The following is a 19144-nucleotide window of genomic DNA, read 5'->3' on the forward strand; positions in this document are numbered from 1 at the left end:
CGGTCGCGCCAAGGTCAAGCTTGGGTTTCGCCGGACGGGCCGGTCTGGAGACCCAGCGGATCGTTTTCGGCGCTCACCAGAGCGAAGCGCGGAACGTTCTCGCCATTCACTTCCACCGCCTCGGTGAACATGCTCAGCGGGCGTACCCAGAGGCCGAATTCGCCGTACAGCGCCTGGTAGATCACCAGCTCTTCCTCGGTTTCCGAATGCCGGGCGACGCCGAGCACGCGGTACTGCTGTCCCTTGTAGTGTCGATACAGTCCGGGCTGCAAGTGCATGTCGGTTCTCCCTCGGCCGGCCAAAAGGCGGCGATTGTGCTGATTGCGCGGCCGCCGGGCAATCCCCACCCGACAAAAACGAAAGCCGGGGCACAAGGCCCCGGCTCTCCCATCGACGAAAGCTTAGACGCGTTCGAAGACGGTGGTGATGCCCTGACCGAGACCCACGCACATGGTGGATACGCCCAGGGTGCCACTGTTCTGCTTCATCACGTTCAGCAGGGTGCCGGAGATACGCGCACCGGAACAGCCGAACGGGTGACCCAGGGCGATGGCGCCGCCGTGCAGGTTGACCTTCTCTTCCATCTTGTCGAGGATCTTGAGGTCCTTCAGCACCGGCAGGGCCTGTGCGGCGAAGGCTTCGTTGAGCTCGAAGAAGTCGATGTCGTTGATGGTCAGGCCGGCGCGCTTGAGCGCCTTGTTGGTCGACGGAACCGGGCCGTAACCCATGATCGCCGGATCAACGCCCGCCACGGCCATGGCGCGAACCACGGCCATCGGCTGCACGCCGAGGTCCTGGGCGCGCTGGGCGCTCATGACGATCATGCAGGAAGCGCCGTCGGTGATCTGCGAGGAAGTACCCGCGGTCACGGTGCCGCCCTTCGGGTTGAAGGCCGGCTTCAGGGCCGCCAGGCTTTCCAGGGTGGTTTCCGGACGGATGGTTTCGTCGAAGTCGAAGACCTTCAGGAAGCCGTTCTCGTCGTAGCCTTCCATCGGGATGATTTCGTCTTTGAACTTGCCTTCCTGGGTCGCTTTCCAGGCCAGCTGGTGCGAACGCACGCCGAACTTGTCCTGCGCCTCGCGGGTGATGCCGTGCATCTTGCCCAGCATTTCGGCGGTCAGGCCCATCATGCCCGACGCCTTGGCGGCATACAGGGACATGTGCGGGTTCGGATCAACGCCGTGCATCATGCCGACGTGGCCCATGTGCTCCACACCACCGATGACGAAAACGTCACCGTTGCCGGTCTGGATTGCCTGCACGGCGGTGTGCAGGGCGCTCATGGACGAGCCGCACAGGCGGCTGACGGTCTGGCCGGCACTGGTGTGCGGTATCTGGGTCATCAGCGACGCCATGCGTGCGATGTTCCAGCCCTGCTCCAGGGTCTGGTTCACGCAGCCCCAGATCACGTCCTCGACTTCCGCCGGATCGATCTTCGGGTTGCGCTCCAGCAGTTTGCTGATCAGGTGCGCGGACATGTTCTCCGCGCGGGTGTTGCGGTGCATGCCACCCTTCGAACGGCCCATCGGGGTGCGGCCGAAGTCGACAATGACGGCGTCTCTCGGATTCAGGCTCATAAATTCACTCTCGCTCTATTCGTTGCGCACTCAACCGAAGAACTTCTGGCCATTCTTGGCCATTTCACGCAGCTTCGCGGTCGGGTGGTACAGCGCACCCAGGTCGGCGTACTGGTCGGCCAGTGCGACGAATTCGGCCACACCGATGGAGTCGATGTAACGCAGGGCACCGCCACGGAAGGGAGGGAAGCCGATGCCGTAGATCAGGCCCATGTCGGCCTCGGCAGCGGTCTCGACGATGCCATCTTCCAGGCAGCGCACGGTTTCCAGGCACAGCGGGATCATCATGAAGTTGATGATGTCCTCGTCGGTCAGCTCGCGCTGCTCGGTGACGATGGACTTCAGCAGCTCATAAGCCTGCGGATCGGTGACTTTCTTCGGCTTGCCGCGCTTGTCGGTCTCGTAGGCGTAGAAGCCCTTGCCATTCTTCTGGCCCAGACGGTTGGCGTCGTACATCACGTCGACGGCAGTCTTGCCTTCCACGGCCATGCGGTCCGGGAAGCCTTCAGCCATCACGTCGCGGCCGTGGTGGCCGGTGTCGATGCCGACCACGTCGGACAGGTAGGCCGGGCCCATGGGCCAGCCGAACTTCTCCATGATCTTGTCGATGCGCACGAAGTCCACACCGAAGCCCAGCAGCTTGGAGAAGCCACCGAAGTACGGGAACAGCACGCGGTTGACCAGGAAGCCGGGGCAGTCATTCACCACGATGGGATTCTTGCCCATCTTCTTGGCGTAGGCCACGGTGGTGGCGACGGCGACGTCGCTGGACTTCTCGCCACGGATGACTTCGACCAGCGGCATCATATGCACCGGGTTGAAGAAGTGCATGCCGACGAAGTTTTCCGGACGCTTGAGCGCCTTGGCCAGCAGGTTGATGGAGATGGTGGAGGTGTTGGACGCGAGGACCGCATCTTCCTTCACGACGCCTTCAACTTCGGCCAGAACGATCTGCTTGACCTTCGGATTCTCGACCACGGCTTCGACGACGATGTCGACGTTGCCGAAGTCGCCGTAGGACATGGTCGGGCGAATGGCGTTCAGGGCCTCGGCCATCTTGGCCGGGGTCATGCGGCCTTTTTCGACGCGCTTGCCCAGCAGCTTCGAGGCCTCGTTCAGACCCATCTGGATACCCTCTTCGCGGATATCCTTCATCAGGATCGGAGTGCCCTTGGAAGCGGACTGGTAGGCGATGCCGCCACCCATGATGCCGGCGCCCAATACGGCGGCCAGTTTCACGTCCTTGGCGATTTCGTCGTACTGCTTGGCTTTCTTCTTCAGGTCCTGGTCGTTCAGGAACAGGCCGATCAGGCTCTGCGCAACCGAGGTCTTGGCCAGTTTCACGAAGCCCTGGGCTTCGATTTCCAGCGCCTTGTCACGACCGAAGTTGGCGGCTTTCTGGATCGACTTGATCGCTTCGACCGGAGCCGGGTAGTTCGGGCCAGCCTGGCCTGCAACGAAGCCCTTGGCGGTTTCGAAGGCCATCATCTGCTCGATGGCGTTCAGCTTGAGCTTTTCCAGCTTCGGCTGACGGCGAGCCTTGTGATCCAGCTCGCCGGCGATGGCGCGCTTGACCAGGTCCAGGGCGGCAGCTTGCAGTTGCTCCGGAGCCACGACGGCGTCGACGGCGCCGACTTTCAGCGCGTCTTCGGCACGGTTTTCCTTGCCCGAGGCAATCCACTCGACTGCGTTGTCGCAACCGATGATGCGCGGCAGGCGAACGGTGCCGCCGAAGCCCGGGTAGATGCCCAGCTTCACTTCCGGCAGGCCGACCTTGGCGGTGGCGCTCATGACACGGAAGTCGGCAGCCAGGCACATTTCCAGACCGCCGCCCAGGGCGATGCCGTTGATCGCGGCTACGGTCGGAACGTTGAGGTCTTCGAAGTCGCTGAAGATCTTGTTGGCTTCGAGGTTGCCGGCCAGCAGCTCTTCGTCAGGCAGTTTGAAGTTGTCGACGAACTCGGTGATGTCGGCGCCGACGATGAACACGCCCTTGCCGCTGGTCACGATCACGCCCTTGACGGACGCATCGGCCTTGATGGTATCGACTGCTTGGCGCAGTTCATTCAGGGTGAGTCGGTTGAACTTGTTGACGGACTCGCCCTTGAGGTCGAAATTCAGTTCGACGATGCCGCTCTCAAGAGCCTTAACCGTGATGGCTTTACCTTGGTAAATCATCAACTGATCTCCACGCTAGGGAAGCTTGAAATCACACGTCGGACACCGTGTATCGGGACCGCTCGGCAGCGCCGAGGATAGTCCCAAAGCTTGCGGCACACCCGCCGACGCGATAGCCGGGGCGTTCTGTCCAAGTCGTTGCACACGGCAAACGCTCGATTCATACGCCCGTTTGATTTGGGTGCGCCCACCTTCTAGCAAAAGCCAATGCTTGTCAATCGGCGAGACGTAACAGTCGCAAAGCGGCCGGGGCGTCTGGGCCGGAGCATTCAGCGCAGCCCTGACACCCTATTCACCACGCCTATCGTGACAATTACTACCTGGCACCGACGTCCCGAGAGCCACTGTTCAAACCCCATGGCCCGCGCTAGAGTCGGGCGCAATGGCGATCTGCCTGCTGCCAACGCCGGCAGACGCCTGGAACCTGTGGAATACAAAACAACAAGAAGCCCATGGCTCCAAGGAGTTGGAACGATGCCCAGCCGTCCGCTCGTGCGTCTGCTGTCTGCGCTCGCGCTCACCACCCTGCCCCTCATCGCTGCCGCCGACGCCGCCAGCGACCTGCTCAACGTCCATCAGACACGCCTCGCCGCCCAGCGCAGCCTCGGCGACTTCTTCATGTTCAATGCAATGGAGGGCGACCAGAAGTACGCCAGGATGGTCGAGGCCTCGTCGCAGAGCGCCACCGACGCGCTGGGCAAGCTTGGGGAAATGCCCGGCAACGAATCGAAGAAGCTCAAGACCGAGCTGCTGGACGAATGGAAGGCCTATGCGGCCCAACTGCACACCCTCACCGGTGCACTGGACAAGAGCGGCTACACCGACCTGCAACCGGTGGCCGACCTCGCCGCGCAGAACCGCAAGCTGCTGGATACCGCCGAGCAGCTCTACACGAAGATCCAGGACGAAAGCGGCAGCAAGGTGCCGCCGCTGACCCAGCAGACCCGCGAGCAGAGCCTGTTGATGCAGGACATCGCGGTGGACTACGCCTCGCGCAACGCTTCGGTGGGCGCCAGCTTCTTCGGCGGCGGCGAGGAGCGCCCGCTGGATGACCTGGCCAACCGCTTCGCAATCAACCTGGTAAAGCTGCAACAGGCGCCGCAGACCACGCCGGAGATTGGCCAGGAGCTACGCGGCGTGGCGATCAAGTGGCGCTACATCGAGAAATCGCTGCAGAACTACAACCAGAACAGCGTGCCCTTCCTGATCAACAAGTACTCCGACCGCATCATCGAAGACCTGGAGAAAGTCTCCGGCCTTTATGCCGCGCAGCAGAGCTGATTGCCTCAGGCATGCTGTTTAAGGAAGGTGGCGACCCGTTCGAGGTCGCTGCTATCGCCCCGCTCCCCCCAATACAGCGCGAGGAACTGGGGCGTTGCCTCGACCATGTAGACGTCCTTCGGCAGGCTGGCCAGCGCCTGCGCCAGCTCGGCGGGGGCGCTTGCCTCGCGCCAGCGATCCAGCCAGACGCCCGGCTCGCTTTGCCAGTAGCACCAGACATCGCGGTTCCTGCCACGGGCGCGGTGGTACTGCGCGCACTGGCGCGGCGGTTGCCGCTCCAGCCAGTGCGGCCACTCCTGCTGCGCCATCTGCATCGCCAGGCCCAGGCGCCGCGCCTGCAGACGCAGGTCCATCTGCCCACGCTGGCCGCGCGAAGGGATCAGCCACGTCAGTGGGCTGAGCACCAATGCGATGAGAAGAATTACCATCCATGTGGTCATATCGGTTATACCGGTCAAACAGGTCAAGCACGGCCATTGGGGCCATACTGATTGATAACGAGTCCCCCGGAGGAGACGCTCATGCCCTACCAACACATTCTGGTCGCCGTCGACCTCACCGAAGAATGCGATCCGGTGATGAAGCGGGCAGTCGCCCTGGCCAAGGCCAATGACGCCCGGCTCTCGGCGGTGCATGTGGTCGAGCCCATGGCCATGGCCTTCGGCGGCGACGTACCGATGGACCTGTCGATGCTGCAACAACAGCAGTTCGACCAGGCCAAGGAACGCCTGCACCAGTTCACCCTCACCTACGCCGAGATCACCAGTTCCCAGTGCCACCTGGTCTATGGCCAGCCGCGCCAGGAAATCCACCGTCTCGCCGATGAGCAGGACTGTGACCTGATCGTCGTCGGCAGCCACGGCCGCCACGGTCTCGCCCTGTTGCTGGGCTCCACCGCCAACGACGTGCTGCACGGTGCGCCCTGCGATGTCCTCGCCGTGCGCCTGCAGAAAACCAGCTGAGCCAACCCATGTAGAGAGCGGGCCCTGCGGGGCCCGTTTTGTTTCAGGCGCCGAGCATATCCCCGCTCATCAGCAGCGGCCGCACCTTCTGCAACTGCGCCTCCAGCGAATAGCTCATGCTCGACGCCATGGAGAAGAAGCTAAGGAAGGCCTTCAGGTTCGAGTCTCCGTCGCAGGTCTCGTGAATCCGCTGCCAGAACGCCTGGTTCACCAGCTGCAACTGCTGGAATTGCTTCACCAACCCCTTCAGCTCCCAATCCGCATGCCGCCCTTCACGGAAGTTGAAGTACTGTCGCATCAGGTAAAGCGACACCGCGCGCAGGATGAACTCCTGGTTGCTGGCGAACGGCAGGTGCTGCTGCGCCATCGGCTTGAGCTTGCCCAGCAGCGGGCAGGCGCTGGTGGCCATGATCACGCCGAGCAGCGCGCGCAGCCCCTCTTCCAGCCCCGCGTGCTTGATGTACTCGCGCTCCGGCGTGCGCACCTGCACCGAGACCTTCTTGAAGGCCGGCAAACCACGAAAATCCTCGATCACCCGGTGCAGATCCACCGCCGCCGGGCAGTGGCTGTACTGCGCCGGATTCAGCGGACAGTTGCTGCACCGGTTGTTTTCCAGGCGCGTCCAGCGTGGCGTCTGGTCGGCCAGGTGCGGGTCGTATTGGCGCTCCAGCTCGATGCGGTAACTGAACTCGTGCTCATCATCCAGGGTGATGCGGTACTCGATTGCCATTCGGCCATCCCTAACAGTCTTTGATCAGCGATACGCACGGGCACATCACCGGACCGAACGGATCACTCTTCCAGTTCGGCCCAGCGTTCGATCAGCCGGTCCAGCTCTTCCTGCAGGGTACCGAGCCGCGCCAGGGCGGCCTGGGCTTCGTCCTGCGGGCGCTGGTAGAAGTCCGGCGACGCGGTCTCCTCCTGCAATGCAGTCATTTCCGCCTCCAGGGCTTCGATCTGCCCGGGAATGGCTTCCAGCTCGCGCTGCAGCTTGTAGCTCAGCTTCTTCTTCGGCGCGGCTTCCGCCGGCGCACTCACAACCGCCGGCTGCTCGGGTGCGGGGGCGGCAGCGGGCTTGTCGCCCTTTTCTTCACCCACGCCGAGCAGCTTCGGCGACCCACCCTGGCGCAGCCAGTCCTGGTAACCGCCGACGAATTCGCGCACGCGCCCTTCGCCTTCGAACACCAGCGTGCTGGTCACCACGTTGTCGAGGAAGGCCCGGTCGTGGCTGACCATCAGTACGGTGCCGTCGAAGGTCAGCAGCACCTCTTCCAGTAGTTCCAGGGTTTCCACGTCGAGGTCGTTGGTCGGTTCGTCCAGCACCAGCAGGTTGGCCGGCTTGCTGAACAACTTCGCCAGCAACAGGCGTGCCCGCTCACCACCGGAGAGCGCTTTCACCGGGGTACGGGCGCGCTGCGGGGAGAACAGGAAGTCGCCCAGGTAGCTGAGGACGTGGCGATTCTGCCCATTGATGGTGATGAATTCGCGACCTTCGGAAATGTTGTCAATGACGGTTTTTTCCGGCTCCAGCTGGTGACGCAGCTGGTCGAAATAAGCCACTTCCAGTCGGGTGCCTTCCTTGACGCTGCCGGAAGTCGGCTGCAGATCGCCCAACAGCAGCTTGAGCAGCGTCGTCTTGCCGGTGCCGTTGGCGCCGAGCAGGCCGATGCGGTCACCGCGCTGCAGCACCAGGGAGAAATCACGGATCAACGCGGGGCCGCCCGGATGGGCGAAGCCGGCTTTCTCGACGACGATCACCTGCTTGCCGGACTTCTCGGCCGTCTCCATCTGGAAGCTGGCCTTGCCCTGGCGCTCGCGGCGTTCGGCACGCTCGTTGCGCATCGCCTTCAGCGCACGCACGCGGCCCTCGTTACGGGTACGACGGGCCTTGATGCCCTGGCGAATCCATACTTCCTCCTGGGCCAGACGCTTGTCGAACAGTGCGTTGGCCGCCTCTTCTGCCGCCAGTTCCTGCTCTTTATGCACGAGGAAGCTGGCGTAGTCGCCGTTCCAGTCGATCAGGTGGCCGCGGTCCAGCTCGAGGATGCGGGTGGCCACGGCCTGCAGGAAGGAGCGGTCGTGGGTGATGAACAGCACGGCGCCGGGGAAGTCCGCCAGGGCGTTTTCCAGCCAGGCGATGGCGCCGATGTCCAGGTGGTTGGTTGGTTCGTCGAGCAGCAGCAGGTCGGGCTCGGCCACCAGCGCCTGGGCCAGCAGCACGCGGCGACGCCAGCCACCGGAAAGCTCGGCGAGGGTCTTGTCGGCCGGTAGTTGCAGGCGGCTCAGGGTGGTATCCACCAGTTGACCGAGGCGCCAGCCGTCGCGGGCTTCGAGGTCCTGCTGGACGCGCGCCAGCTTGTTCAGGTCCTCTTCGCTTTCGATGTGCATGCTCAGGTGGTGGTAGCGTGCGAGCAGCTCGCCGACTTCGGCAAGGCCCTCGGCAACCACGTCGTAGACGGTACGGTCGTCGGCTCGCGGCAGTTCCTGCGGCAACTCGCCGATCTTCAGCGAAGGTGCACGCCAGATGTCGCCGTCGTCGGGCTTCTGTTCGCCCTTGACCAGCTTGAACATGCTCGACTTGCCGGTGCCGTTGCGGCCGATGACGCAGACCCGCTCACCCCGGGCGATCTGCCAGGACACCTTATCCAGCAGCGGAGTGGTGCCAAAGGCAAGGGACACGTCGGTGAACTTGAGCAGGGTCATTGGGTATCTCCACAAACAGGGCGCGCAGTTTAAGGGAAAGCGGGGAAAAGTCAGAGGGGTGCGGATAAAGTGCGCTGACGAGACATTCGTCCGCCTTTGAGCCAGGCAGCCCTGGCGGCGCTTTCGCCCCCCGCGCGCAACAGGCTAAGCTACGTGGCAGCGGGCGCGCGCCATCCAGCGCCCACCGATCACCTTCCCGGAAGAGCCATGCGCGGTCGCCTTTTCTCACTGTTCTCCTGCCTCATCCTCAGTCTGTCCGCTTCGACAGCCAACGCAGCGTCCCTGCCCCAGCAGCGCCAGATGTACGACGAGGCGCAGAAGGCCCTTGCTCGCGGCGACAGCGGCCCGTACTTCAGCTACCAATCGGCATTGGCCGATTATCCGCTGCAGCCGTACCTGGCCTACGACGAACTGACCAACCGTTTGAAAAGCGCCAGCAACGCCGAGATCGAGCGCTTCATCGAGCAGCATGGCGACCTGCCGCAGATCAACTGGCTGAAGCTGCGCTGGATGCGCCAGCTCGCCGACCGCGGTGACTGGAACACCTTCGTCCGTTATTACGACCCGAAGATGAACTTCACCGAACTGGACTGCCTCTACGGCCAGTATCAGCTGGGCCACGGCAACAAGGCCGAAGGCTACGCCACCGCCGAGAAGCTCTGGCTGGTGGGCAAGCCGCAACCCGACGCTTGCGACACCACCTTCGCCCTGTGGCAGGCCGATGGCCAGCTCACCGAGGAGAAGGTCTGGAAACGCCTGAAGCTGGCTGCCGAAAAAGGCAACTACAGCCTCGCCACCGTTCTTTCCAAGCGCCTGCCGACCCTCGGCAGCCAGGGCACACTGATGGTCAATGTGGCGCAGAACCCTGCGCAACTGAGCCAGACCACGCGCTTCGGCGCCCGCGACCACGCCACCGCCGACGTAGTCGGCCTGGGCCTGCGCCGCCTGGCCAAGCAGGACCCGGAAAAGGCCATCAACCTGCTCGACTACTACAGCTCGGTGCTGCCGTTCTCCAGCGACGAGAAAGTCTCCATCGCCCGCGAGATCGGCTTGAGCCTGGCGCGCCGCTACGACCCACGCGCGCTGCCGATGATGGTCAAGTACGACCCGCAACTGCGCGACGACACCGTCACCGAATGGCGCCTGCGCCTATTGCTGCGGCTGGGCCGTTGGGAAGAAGCCTACGAGCTGACCCGCGCCCTACCGCCGTCGCTTGCTGAGACCAACCGCTGGAAATACTGGCAGGCGCGCTCGCTGCAACTGGCGCAGCCGCAGAACAAGCAGGCCATCAGCCTGTACCAGCCGGTGGCCGGCGAACGTGATTTCTATGGTTTCCTCGCCGCCGACCGGATCAACGCCCCCTACCAGCTGAACAATCGCCCGGTATCGCTGGACGCGGCGACGATGCAGCGCGTGCGCAATGCGCCGAGCACTCGCCGCGCCCTGGAGTTCTACGCCCGTGGCGAGATCATCAACGCCCGCCGCGAGTGGTACCACGCTGCCCGCCACCTGAGTCACGACGAGTTGCTGGCCCAGGCGAAGATCGCCTACGACATGCAATGGTACTTCCCGGCCATCCGTGCGATCAGCCAGGCCAAGTACTGGGACGACCTGGATATCCGCTTCCCCATGGCCTACCGCAACACCCTGGTGCGCGAGGCGCGCAACCGCGGCCTGCACTCCAGCTGGGTATTCGCCATCACCCGCCAGGAAAGCGCCTTCATGTCCGATGCGCGCTCCGGCGTCGGTGCCGCCGGCCTGATGCAGCTGATGCCCGCCACCGCCAAGGAAACCTCGAAGAAATTCGGTATCCCGCTGGCCTCGCCACAGCAACTGATCGTGCCGGACGTGAACATCCAGCTCGGCGCCGCGTACCTGAGCCAGGTGCACGGCCAGTTCAACGGCAACCGCGTGCTCGCCACCGCCGCCTACAACGCCGGCCCCGGCCGTGTACGGCAGTGGCTGAAGGATGCGCGTCACCTGGCCTTCGATGTCTGGGTCGAGACCATTCCGTTCGACGAGACCCGCTCCTACGTGCAAAACGTGCTGTCCTACGCAGTGATCTACGGGCAGAAGCTCAACGCGCCGCAGCCCATCGTCGACTGGCACGAACGCTTCTTCGACGAACTCTGACCCCTTTACCGCCCGGCACCCGCCGGGCGGTCTTCATCTCCTCAAGGAAAAGGAAATTCCATGCGCCAGTCGCTCCTCTCCCTCACCGTCCTGACCGCCGGCCTGCTCAGCGCGAACCTGGCTCTCGCCGCCTGCGAGAAGCCGCGCAACGCCTTCGACAGCGTGTACTGCCTGAGCACCGAATACGCCCAGGTGGACCGCGAGCTGAACAATGAATTCGGCACCCTGCGCAAGATGCTCAACGATGGCCAGAAGGCTGCGCTGAAGAAAAGCCAGATTGCCTGGATCAAGGACCGCGACGCCCAGTGCAGCTACGAGCGCGACGGCGGCTACTTCGTCAACCTGCAATGCGCCGTGGACAAGACCAACGAGCGCCTGGTGGTGCTGCGCGAACGCGAGCGCGAGTGCCAGAGCACCGGTTGCGTCGACAGCAAGCTGTAAGTTCCCGCGTCATCCGGCGCGCCCGTCCGGGCGCGCCGCCTCAGCGTCATTCCAGCGTTATTCCAGCACTTCCACCGGCATGCCCAGCTTCAGCTCGCCGCGGTTCTCCGCCAGCAGGTTCTGGCCGAACAGGGCTTCGCCATTGACGTTGCGATAGCCCAGCAGGGTCGCCAGTGGCTCGCGAGCGGCATCGCGCTCGCCGGTGTGCGGGTCGATGGTGGTCAGGATGCAACGCGAGCAGGGCTTGGCCACCCTGAAGGTGACCTCGCCGATACGGATGCGCTTCCAGCCATCTTCGGCGAAAGGTTCCGCGCCGGTGACCACCAGGTTCGGGCGGAAGCGCAGCATCTCCAGCGGGCGACCGACCTTGGCCGACAGATCGTCCAGCGAACCCTGGCCAATCAGCAGCAGCGGGAAGCCATCAGCGAAATGCACGTGCTCACCGGGTTCGGCGTAGGCGGTATCCACCTGCCGCGCGCGCTGCTCCGGCATTTGCACCAGACGCACATCACGACCGAGGAAGCGGCTCAGCCACTGCGCGGCCTCATCGCCGGCGTCCGGCACCTGCAGCATGTCGCGCCAGATCAGCACGCCGCGCAGGTTGTCGTCGCGGCCAGGCACCTTCACCAGCAGCTCATCCATGCCGGGTGCGCGCAGGCGCAGGGCGGCGAAGTCATCCTGCCAGCGCGCTTCGATGCGACCCATCTGCGGCAACAGGCGCTGGGTCAGGAAGCGGCCATTGGACGCCTCCACCACCATCCAGCGTCGATCCCCTTCCAGGCCCAGCGCATCCAGGCGGATGGACTGCAGGGGCTCGTAGGCGGTGGACTTGACCGGGTAGCGGTAGAGCTCGCTGAGCGTGTACATCGGAGGCTTCCTTTCGTGCAGGCGAAAGCGACCTTATACGGCGTGGGACGGGCGTCTAGCAATGCCAGCGGTTCTGCATGAGCGAGCTTGCTCGCGAACGCTTTTCTCCGGACGCAAAGGCATCAGGCGGTTCGCGAGTATGAACCAGGCGCCCCCTCCTGCGGAAAGCAGCTAGGCCGGCACCTTCTGCAACCGACGACGCACCACTTCCACCAGTTGGTCGGGCTGGAACTTGGAGAGGAAGTCGTCGCAGCCGACCTTCTTCACCATGGCGTCGTTGAAACTGCCCGACAGCGAGGTGTGCAGCACCACGTAGAGGTCACGCAGGCGCGGGTCGTTGCGGATCTCGGTGGTCAACCGGTAGCCGTCCATCTCCGGCATCTCGGCATCGGTGAAGACCATCAGCAGTTTCTCTTCCATGTCGATGCCTTCGTCTGCCCAGCGCTTGAGCTGCTGCAGCGCGCGCAAGCCATCGGTGGCCACGTGCAGGCGCAGGCCGAGCTGACCAAGGGTGTCACGCAATTGGGAGATGGCAACGCTGGAATCGTCCACCACCAGTACTTCGCGGCCACGGGTCTGGCTGAGCAGCTTGTCGTCCAGGCGGTCGCTGGAAACGCGGGTGTTCATCGGCACGATCTCGGCGAGCACCTTCTCCACGTCGATGATCTCCACCAGGCGGTCCTCCACCTTGGTGATCGCGGTCAGGTAATGCTGGCGGCCGGCGCCACCGGGCGGCGGCTGGATCGACTCCCAGTTGAGGTTGAGGATGCGCTCCACGCCGCCCACCAGGAAGGCCTGCACCGAGCGGTTGTACTCGGTGACAATGATGGTGCTGTTGGCATCCGGGGTCAGCGCGCGCATGCCGATGGCGCGAGACAGGTCGATCACCGGCAGGGTCTGGCCGCGAAGGTTGATCACCCCGCAAATCATCGGGTGGCGCTGCGGGATCAGGGTCAGGCGCGGCAGTTGCAGCACTTCCTGCACCTTGAACACGTTGATCGCGAACTGCTGCCGCCCGGCCAGGCGGAAGACCAGGATTTCCAGGCGGTTCTCGCCTACCAGTTGGGTGCGTTGATCGACAGTGTCGAGAATACCGGCCATGCCTGCTCCAGATTCGGAATGAGTCGTGCGGGAACACTATCGGCCGAATCCTGCAGAACAAGATACTGGCCGTGCGCCATCATGCACGACTTGTCCGGTCCGGGCCAGACTGCTCAGCCCATTGGTGCGCCGAGCCGCCCGACGGACGAAAGCAGCGGCGAATCCGCCGGCAAGTGCATGGAGAGCGCCGCCGGGCGGACTTCGAAGCGAAGTTTGCGACCTTCCAGCGGCTCGCCGTCGAGGTTGACGTCCAGCCCCTCGCGAGCCTCCACCTCGACCCAGGGCACCCGCGCGCGGATGAACACATCCTGCGTTCCGAAGCCGCTGCCAAGCAATGCGCCGAGCGTACCGACCATGTCCTGCGGGGTCGGCAGGATGCTCACGTCCAGCAGCCCGTCGTCCGCCGTCGCCTGCGGGCAGAGCACATGGCCGCCGCCCGCCTGCCGGCCGTTGCCGATACCCAGGGCAAGGAACTCGCCTTCCCATTCGAAATCCGGCCCAGTGAAGCGCCCCTGCGCTGCATGCACTTCGGAAAAGCGCGTCAGCCCCGTGAGCAGGTAGGCCGCTCCGCCGAGCAGCTTCTTCAGGTCTTCCGGAGTGTTGGCCGTGACCTTCGAGCCGAAGCCGCCGGTAGCCATGTTGAGGAACATCTGTCCGTCCACTTCGCCCAGGTCGATGGGCCGCGCCGGCACCTCCAGCAGGGCCAGCGCAGCGGCCGGCTCCAAGGGCACGCCGGCGGCACGGGCGAAGTCGTTGGCGGTGCCCAGCGGCAGGATCGCCAGGCTGGCCTTGCCACCGGCCTGGGCCAGCGCCTCGGCGACATCACGGACGGTGCCATCGCCGCCGCCGGCGATCAGCGTCGTGTAGCCCGCCGCCAGCCCCTCCCCTACCAGCCGTCGGGCGTCCCCGCCCTCCCAGGTCACCCTGACATCCAGCGCCCGGCCCGCCTCACGCGTGGCCAGTACGGCGGCGCGGACCTCTTCGTTGGCAGCTTGCTTGCCGTGCAGGATCAGCAGGGCCTTGGGTTGTGTCATGGTGGGTTTCCTCCCGGTGAGTCCATTGGATATGGACTCAGACTAGCGCGAGGGAAATTCCTCCCACTTGATTTGCCGGTCAGGCCGGGTACCCGGTGATCTCCCGGATGCTCTGGTACAGCGGCTTGAGCTGCTTGTACATGCGCTGGTAGATCTCGCTGTACAGCCGTTCGTAGGTGCGCTGCGCCTCGGGGCGCGGGTGGAAGACATCACCGACACGGGTCATGCCGGCGATGGCGCTGGTGAAGTCCGGATAAAGCCCCAGTCCCACCGCGCAATCGATAGCCGCACCCAGGCCGGAAGCTTCGTAGACATGCGGGCGTTCCGCCGGCAGGCCGAAGATGTCGGCGGTAAGCTGCATCGCCGCGTCACTCTGCGAACCGCCGCCGGCCACGCGCAGGCGCTGGATGCGGGTGCCGGAGCGCTTCTCGATGCGCTCCTTGCCCTGGCGCAGCGCGTAGGCCAGGCCTTCGAGGATGGCGCGATAGATATGCGCACGGGTGTGCACGTCGCCAAAGCCGATGATCGAGCCCTTCGCCTCCAGCCCCGGCTCGCGGATGCCCGGCGTCCAGTAGGGTTGCAGCATCAGGCCCATGGAGCCCGCGGGCACACTGTTGACCAGTTCATCGAACAGTTTCTCCGGCTCGATACCCAGCTCCTGCGCGCGCTGCATCTCGCGCAGGCCAAATTCGCGCTTGAACCAGCTGACCATCCAGAAGCCGCGGTAGATCATCACTTCGGTATTGAAGTGATCGGGAATCGCCGCCGGGTAAGGCGGAATCAGCGGGATAGTCTCCAGGTAGCGCGAGCGGGTGGTGTTGATGGTCGCGGTGGTGCCGTAGGACAGGCAGGCCACGGTCGGATCGATGGCGCCCGCGCCGAGCACTTCGCAGGCCTTGTCGGCGCCGGCGGCGATCAGCGGCAGGCCCTCGGGAATCCCGGTCAGCCGGCTGGCTTCGGCGCTGATCTCGCCCAGTTTCTCGCCGGGCTTGAACAGCTCGGGCAGCTGTTCGTGGCGCACGTCCAGCACCTGCCATTTCCAATCGCGCGGCGCAGCCCATTGCAGCTTCTTGTAGTCGAACGGCAGGTAGGCCACGCTGCAGGCCACCGAGTCCACGTAGCGGCCGCACAGGCGCTGGGTGAGAAAGCCCGAGAGCAGCAGCAGCTTGTGCGTGCGCTGGTGGATGTCCGGCTGCTGCTGGGCGACCCAGTTCACTTCGGCCTGGGTGCGGAAGTAATCCACCGCGCCCTGCGCGCCCACCAGCTTGAACAGCCATCCCCAAGGCCCCTTGATCGACTCGCCCAGCTCGGCGCGGCGCTGGTCCAGCCAGATGATCGCCGGGCGCAGAGCCTGGCCGGCCTCGTCGACATGGATCACCGTCCCGCGCTGGGTGGTCAGCGAGACGCCACGGATGCAGCTGCGGTCGATGTCCACACTGGCCCACAGGCGCTTGCAGGCCTCGCCCAGTTGCTCCCAGTAGTAGTCCGGGTGCTGCTCGGCCCAGCCGGGCTGCGAGGAGAAATAGGCCTCCAGCTCGACCTTGCCCTTGCCCACCAGATTGCCCTGGAGGTCGAAGAGCAGCGCACGCACGCTCTGGGTGCCATTGTCGATGGCCAGCAGGTAGTTGTTGTTATCCATGCTGTTGTTCATGTCTCTCTCGGTCAGTGCGGAAGGCTGTAGCAGCGACGCCACAGCGCCAGGTAGTCCTGTTCTTCGCGTTTCCACCGGTTGTCATCCCAACCCAGGCGTGGCTGGCACAGCGCGCGAATCCTCGGCAGCTCGTGGGCGCCGCCATCGGCCAGCAGCAGGCCGACGCGGGTACGGCGCAACAGCAGGTCATCCAGGTGCAGCACCAGCTCCCCCTCCGCCGCCCAGGCCAGCTCGGCCCAGAGCGAATCGGTATGACCGATGCATTCGCTACCCACGGTTTTCAGCACCCGCGCCAGCTCCGGCAGCGCCCGACCATGTCGGCCGCGCAGGCGGGTCTGCTGCGGCGGCGTCAGCCCCGGCAGATCGACAGTTTCGACAGGCTCGAAGACCTGTTCGCCGGCTGCCTCGAGCGGCCGCTCCAGCATCGGCGCACAGGCCACCAGAACTTCCAGCGCCAGCAGGCGGAAGGTGGTCAGCTTGCCGCCGGCCAAGGTCACACAGCCCGGCTCGACCCACAACGCGTGCTCGCGCTTCTCGTCCGAGGGCTTGAGCGATGGCGCGCCATCGCTGACCACCGGACGCACGCCGGCCCAGGTGGAGCGCACATCGCCGGCGGTGATCTGTGCAGAAGGAAACTGCTGCGCACAGGCGGCCAGCAGGTAATCCACTTCCTCGCGGCTGATGGCAGCGTCATCGTCCAGCGTGTCGCGGTGATCCAGGTCGGTGGTACCGACCACAGTCGCACCCTCCCAGGGGAAGACGAACACCGGGCGTTTGTCCTGCCCATGCATGAAGCTGAAGGCGTGGGCCACCGGCAGGCGCCAGGCCGGCAGCAGCAGATGGCTGCCACGCAACGGGCGAATATGCTCGCTGCCGTGTTTCTGCCGCAGCGCATCGGCCCAGGCGCCAGTAGCCAGCGCCACGGCACGGGCGCGGAAAGTGAAGAGCTGGCCACTCTCGCTGTCCTCGGCGACCAGTCCCTGAACGCGACCATCGCGGCGGTCCAGTTCGATCACCTTCAAGCCGTTAAGGGCTTCACCGCCTTCGGCGCGCGCTTCGCCGAGCACACGCATCACCAGGCGTGCGTCGTCAGTCACCGCGTCCTGGAAGCGGGTACCGCCCAACAGGCGGTCTTCCTTCAGGCCCGGCGCCAGGTAGCGCAGTTCTTCGAGGCGATGGAAGAGGTGATTGCGCCGCCCCGCCAGCGCGTCGTACAGCGACAGCAGCGTGCCGAACACGCGCGGGCCGGGGAAGCCGCCCTGGTAATGCGGCATGATGAAGCTCAGCGGATCGACCAGCCCCGGCGCCTCGCCCAGCAGGCGCTGGCGTTCGCGCACCGAGTCGCGGGTCAGGCCGAACTGCCCCTTGGCGATGTAGCGCAGCCCACCGTGAACCATCTTCGACGAGCGGCTGGAAGTGCCCCAGGCGAAGTCGCGCTGCTCGATCAACAGGCAGCGCCAGCCACGCCGTGCGGCCTCGCGCAGGATGCCAGCGCCGGTGATTCCACCGCCGACCACGAGCAGATCCCAGTCGCGCGCCGCCAGTTCCGGCAACGCCTCGGCACGCCAGGCTGCATTCCAGGCAGGCATCGGCTCAGTCCTGCAGCAGAGTGCCGGGGTTCAGCCGGCCGGACGGGTCGAAATGCCCGGCCAGCGCCTTGATCGCCGCCATGCCCAGCGGGCCCTTTTCCACCGGCAGATAGGGCGCGTGGTCCTTGCCCACGCCGTGCTGGTGGCTGATGGTGCCGCGGTGATTGGCAATGGTCTGGCTCGCAGCGTGCTTGAGCTTGCGCCAGCGCTCGTGCGTCTGCGCATAGCTGGCCGCCGGGCGGAACACGTAGGTGGTGTAGATGCTCGAGCCTTCGCCATAGACGTGCGACAGGTGGGTGAACACATGCACGCGCTCGCCTTCGGCGGCCAGGCCCTCACGCAGGCTGTTTTCGATACGGTTCAGCAGATTGTCGACGTTGGACCAGTCGGTGGCGGTTTCCAGGGTGTCGACTACGTAGCCGTTCTCCCACAGCGCTTCGCGCAGGTAGGGGAAGCGGAAGCGGTTCTGCGCCCACTTCTTGCCCAGCAGGGTGCCAGTGAACACGCCGCCAAAGGCCTTGAGAATGCGCCGTGCAGCACGCAGCGAGGTCGCATTCTGGGCGCGATCGCCGGTGACGCCGAAGGTCAGCATGCACTTGTCCTCGGCCGCGCCGCGCAGCTTCAGGTAGCGCTCCAGCCAGGCGATCTGCCCCGGATGGCCGGCCAGTGCGAGCTGGGTGGTGGTTTCCACGGCATTGGACAGGCGCAGCATGGACAGCGGTACGCGCGCCTGCACCAGGGTGCGGATGCCTTCCAGCGCCTGCTCCCAGGACGGCAGGAATACCGCGTAGAAGCGCTCGTCCTCGGCGATGCGCGTGACCCGCACCTTCACCGACGAGAGAATGCCGAAGCGACCTTCGGAACCCATGACCACTTCGCGCAGGTCCGGACCGGCGGAGGACGCCGGGAAGGTCGGAATCTCCAGGCTGCCGGCGAAGGTTTCCAGAGTGCCGCCGGCGAACAGTTGCTCGATGCGTCCGTAGCGCAGCGACTGCTGGCCACTGGAACGGCTGGCAACCCAACCACCGAGGGTGGAGAGCTCCCAGGACTGCGGGAAGTGACCGAGGGTATAGCCACGGGCGCGCAGCTGGCTTTCTACTTGCGGGCCGTTGGCGCCGGGGCCGAAGGTGGCGATCAGGCTCTGCTCGTCCAGTTCCAGCAGGCGGTTCATGTGCTCCAGGGAAACCGTGAGCACCGCCTTGTCGGACACCGGCGGGTTGATGTGGCCGGCCACTGAAGTACCGCCGCCGTAGGGGATCACCAGGCAGTCCCAGAGCTCGGCGAACTTCAGCAGCTCGCGAATCTGCTCGGCGGTCTGTGGGTAGGCCACGCCATCGGGGAACACGCCGAAGTCGCCTTCGCGCATCGCCAGCCAGTCCGGCAGACTCTGGCCGCGGGCGTGCAGCAGCCGGTCGCGGGCCTCGCGCACCACCAGCGGATGTTCGGGCAGGCGCGAAACCGGCACCTTGGCCAGCACCTGCTCCAGCGTCGCGTCCGGCAGCGTCAGGCCAGGGCCGACCAGATCGGCGAGAAAGCCACGCCCGTTATCGGGCAGTTCCACCACCGTCGTTTCTTCACCCCAGCCGTTCCAGCGTCGCATGCCCGCTCCTTTTATTCAGCGTCTCTG

16 protein-coding genes are annotated in these 19144 nt (G+C 64.9%); 4 read left to right on the forward strand and 12 right to left on the reverse strand.

The genetic code is table 11. The features are described from left to right. Positions 1 to 14 precede the first annotated feature (14 nt). The 3 genes from ACKI1H_RS24820 to fadB all read right to left on the reverse strand — a co-directional run bounded on the left by ACKI1H_RS24820 (position 15) and on the right by fadB (position 3755). Positions 15 to 278 (reverse strand): DUF1653 domain-containing protein, encoded by a 264-nt coding sequence (locus tag ACKI1H_RS24820; RefSeq protein ID WP_045211689.1) that lies wholly within the window; start codon positions 276 to 278, stop codon positions 15 to 17. 123 nt (positions 279 to 401) lie between these two features. Then, positions 402 to 1577: an acetyl-CoA C-acyltransferase FadA gene (gene fadA, locus ACKI1H_RS24825; RefSeq protein ID WP_081519444.1), complete on the reverse strand. Its 1176-nt coding sequence runs from the start codon at positions 1575 to 1577 to the stop codon at positions 402 to 404. 30 nt (positions 1578 to 1607) lie between these two features. Next, entirely contained in the window at positions 1608 to 3755 is a 2148-nt protein-coding gene (gene fadB / locus ACKI1H_RS24830) for a fatty acid oxidation complex subunit alpha FadB (RefSeq protein WP_081519443.1), read from the reverse strand. Between the two features lie 474 nt (positions 3756 to 4229). Here fadB and ACKI1H_RS24835 point away from each other — a divergent pair, with 474 nt between their 5' ends. Then, the gene (locus tag ACKI1H_RS24835) at positions 4230 to 5036 is read left to right on the forward strand and encodes a hypothetical protein (protein ID WP_138525995.1); all 807 of its coding nucleotides are present in this window, start codon (positions 4230 to 4232) and stop codon (positions 5034 to 5036) included. A gap of 5 nt (positions 5037 to 5041) precedes the next feature. On the opposite strand, the gene ACKI1H_RS24840 is transcribed toward ACKI1H_RS24835, so the two are convergent. Continuing rightward, entirely contained in the window at positions 5042 to 5476 is a 435-nt protein-coding gene (locus ACKI1H_RS24840; protein ID WP_440466659.1) for a hypothetical protein, read from the reverse strand. 81 nt (positions 5477 to 5557) lie between these two features. On the opposite strand from ACKI1H_RS24840, the gene ACKI1H_RS24845 reads away from it, so the two are divergent. Next, positions 5558 to 5998 (forward strand): universal stress protein, encoded by a 441-nt coding sequence (locus ACKI1H_RS24845; RefSeq protein WP_024766849.1) that lies wholly within the window; start codon positions 5558 to 5560, stop codon positions 5996 to 5998. A gap of 43 nt (positions 5999 to 6041) precedes the next feature. Here the strand turns inward: ACKI1H_RS24845 and ACKI1H_RS24850 are convergent, their stop codons facing one another. Further along, positions 6042 to 6728: a DUF6901 family protein gene (locus ACKI1H_RS24850; protein WP_440466660.1), complete on the reverse strand. Its 687-nt coding sequence runs from the start codon at positions 6726 to 6728 to the stop codon at positions 6042 to 6044. A 62-nt stretch (positions 6729 to 6790) separates the two neighbouring features. Beyond that, the gene (locus ACKI1H_RS24855; protein WP_440466661.1) at positions 6791 to 8701 is read right to left on the reverse strand and encodes an ATP-binding cassette domain-containing protein; all 1911 of its coding nucleotides are present in this window, start codon (positions 8699 to 8701) and stop codon (positions 6791 to 6793) included. Positions 8702 to 8908: 207 nt separating this feature from the next. Between ACKI1H_RS24855 and ACKI1H_RS24860 the strand changes: the two genes are divergently transcribed. Continuing rightward, a complete protein-coding gene (locus ACKI1H_RS24860) occupies positions 8909 to 10834 on the forward strand; it encodes a transglycosylase SLT domain-containing protein (protein WP_440466662.1) in 1926 nt (641 codons plus the stop codon). 60 nt (positions 10835 to 10894) lie between these two features. Next, on the forward strand, positions 10895 to 11275 hold the full coding sequence (locus ACKI1H_RS24865) for a lysozyme inhibitor LprI family protein (protein WP_138525990.1): 381 nt from the start codon (positions 10895 to 10897) through the stop codon (positions 11273 to 11275). Between the two features lie 57 nt (positions 11276 to 11332). Here ACKI1H_RS24865 and ACKI1H_RS24870 read toward each other — a convergent pair whose 3' ends face one another. From ACKI1H_RS24870 to ACKI1H_RS24895, 6 genes are all read right to left on the reverse strand, one after another. After that, positions 11333 to 12142, reverse strand: coding sequence for an MOSC domain-containing protein (locus ACKI1H_RS24870; RefSeq protein WP_138525989.1), 810 nt, complete (start codon positions 12140 to 12142; stop codon positions 11333 to 11335). 171 nt (positions 12143 to 12313) lie between these two features. Further along, a complete protein-coding gene (locus ACKI1H_RS24875) occupies positions 12314 to 13243 on the reverse strand; it encodes a chemotaxis protein CheV (RefSeq protein ID WP_138525988.1) in 930 nt (309 codons plus the stop codon). 113 nt (positions 13244 to 13356) lie between these two features. Beyond that, positions 13357 to 14277 carry a lipid kinase YegS gene (yegS, locus tag ACKI1H_RS24880; protein WP_440466663.1) on the reverse strand — a complete coding sequence of 307 codons (921 nt, stop codon included), beginning with the start codon at positions 14275 to 14277 and terminating at the stop codon, positions 13357 to 13359. 79 nt (positions 14278 to 14356) lie between these two features. Then, entirely contained in the window at positions 14357 to 15916 is a 1560-nt protein-coding gene (locus ACKI1H_RS24885; protein ID WP_440468907.1) for an FGGY-family carbohydrate kinase, read from the reverse strand. Positions 15917 to 15939: 23 nt separating this feature from the next. Next, complete coding sequence (locus ACKI1H_RS24890) at positions 15940 to 17517, reverse strand: glycerol-3-phosphate dehydrogenase/oxidase (RefSeq protein WP_440466664.1); 1578 nt, start codon at positions 17515 to 17517, stop codon at positions 15940 to 15942. 4 nt (positions 17518 to 17521) lie between these two features. Then, positions 17522 to 19117: an FAD-binding oxidoreductase gene (locus ACKI1H_RS24895; protein WP_440466665.1), complete on the reverse strand. Its 1596-nt coding sequence runs from the start codon at positions 19115 to 19117 to the stop codon at positions 17522 to 17524. Between the last annotated feature and the right edge of the window lie 27 nt (positions 19118 to 19144).

This window comes from Pseudomonas sp. YH-1, from assembly GCF_051990045.1.
Taxonomy (GTDB): domain Bacteria; phylum Pseudomonadota; class Gammaproteobacteria; order Pseudomonadales; family Pseudomonadaceae; genus Pseudomonas; species Pseudomonas nicosulfuronedens.

What these genes read in the sequence shown, in the direction of transcription:
- ACKI1H_RS24820 (WP_045211689.1), bottom strand. Translation starts at nt 278, where the DNA reads ATGCACTTGCAGCCCGGACTGTATCGACACTACAAGGGACAGCAGTAC.
- fadA (WP_081519444.1), bottom strand. Translation starts at nt 1,577, where the DNA reads ATGAGCCTGAATCCGAGAGACGCCGTCATTGTCGACTTCGGCCGCACC.
- fadB (WP_081519443.1), bottom strand. Translation starts at nt 3,755, where the DNA reads ATGATTTACCAAGGTAAAGCCATCACGGTTAAGGCTCTTGAGAGCGGC.
- ACKI1H_RS24835 (WP_138525995.1), top strand. Translation starts at nt 4,230, where the DNA reads ATGCCCAGCCGTCCGCTCGTGCGTCTGCTGTCTGCGCTCGCGCTCACC.
- ACKI1H_RS24840 (WP_440466659.1), bottom strand. Translation starts at nt 5,476, where the DNA reads ATGACCACATGGATGGTAATTCTTCTCATCGCATTGGTGCTCAGCCCA.
- ACKI1H_RS24845 (WP_024766849.1), top strand. Translation starts at nt 5,558, where the DNA reads ATGCCCTACCAACACATTCTGGTCGCCGTCGACCTCACCGAAGAATGC.
- ACKI1H_RS24850 (WP_440466660.1), bottom strand. Translation starts at nt 6,728, where the DNA reads ATGGCAATCGAGTACCGCATCACCCTGGATGATGAGCACGAGTTCAGT.
- ACKI1H_RS24855 (WP_440466661.1), bottom strand. Translation starts at nt 8,701, where the DNA reads ATGACCCTGCTCAAGTTCACCGACGTGTCCCTTGCCTTTGGCACCACT.
- ACKI1H_RS24860 (WP_440466662.1), top strand. Translation starts at nt 8,909, where the DNA reads ATGCGCGGTCGCCTTTTCTCACTGTTCTCCTGCCTCATCCTCAGTCTG.
- ACKI1H_RS24865 (WP_138525990.1), top strand. Translation starts at nt 10,895, where the DNA reads ATGCGCCAGTCGCTCCTCTCCCTCACCGTCCTGACCGCCGGCCTGCTC.
- ACKI1H_RS24870 (WP_138525989.1), bottom strand. Translation starts at nt 12,142, where the DNA reads ATGTACACGCTCAGCGAGCTCTACCGCTACCCGGTCAAGTCCACCGCC.
- ACKI1H_RS24875 (WP_138525988.1), bottom strand. Translation starts at nt 13,243, where the DNA reads ATGGCCGGTATTCTCGACACTGTCGATCAACGCACCCAACTGGTAGGC.
- yegS (WP_440466663.1), bottom strand. Translation starts at nt 14,277, where the DNA reads ATGACACAACCCAAGGCCCTGCTGATCCTGCACGGCAAGCAAGCTGCC.
- ACKI1H_RS24885 (WP_440468907.1), bottom strand. Translation starts at nt 15,916, where the DNA reads ATGGATAACAACAACTACCTGCTGGCCATCGACAATGGCACCCAGAGC.
- ACKI1H_RS24890 (WP_440466664.1), bottom strand. Translation starts at nt 17,517, where the DNA reads ATGCCTGCCTGGAATGCAGCCTGGCGTGCCGAGGCGTTGCCGGAACTG.
- ACKI1H_RS24895 (WP_440466665.1), bottom strand. Translation starts at nt 19,117, where the DNA reads ATGCGACGCTGGAACGGCTGGGGTGAAGAAACGACGGTGGTGGAACTG.